The organism is Alkalibacterium sp. m-11 (genome assembly GCF_054658155.1).
The window spans coordinates 1-246 of sequence record NZ_BAAGIR010000656.1 but is presented as its reverse complement, the minus strand read 5'-3'; the positions used below and the strand labels follow the sequence as shown (position 1 = coordinate 246).

Annotated in this window: 1 pseudogene; it reads right to left on the bottom strand. The window is 39.8% G+C overall.

Annotated features, from left to right (window positions below):
• Positions 1-246 (bottom strand): annotated as a pseudogene (locus ACYQ2O_RS13815) (RNA-guided endonuclease TnpB family protein); the annotation flags it as partial.

Sequence of the window (246 nt, the reverse complement as noted above, 5' to 3'; positions counted from 1 at the left end):
CCTAAATCGTTGGTAGTGATAGCGAAATCGGAAATGCCTAAATCAATCCCGATTTTTCTTTTGGTAATTTCCACTGCTTCGTCTTCTGATTTTACCAGAATAGAGACGAAATACTTTCCCGACTTGTGTTTGGATTTGAACTTCGGGAAACAGACGGACTTGTCTCGGAAAAAGTTTTTATAGGCTCTTTCCAGATTCTGTTGGGCATTCGCTAATGCTAGACTATCCACTTCTTTCAAAAACGGA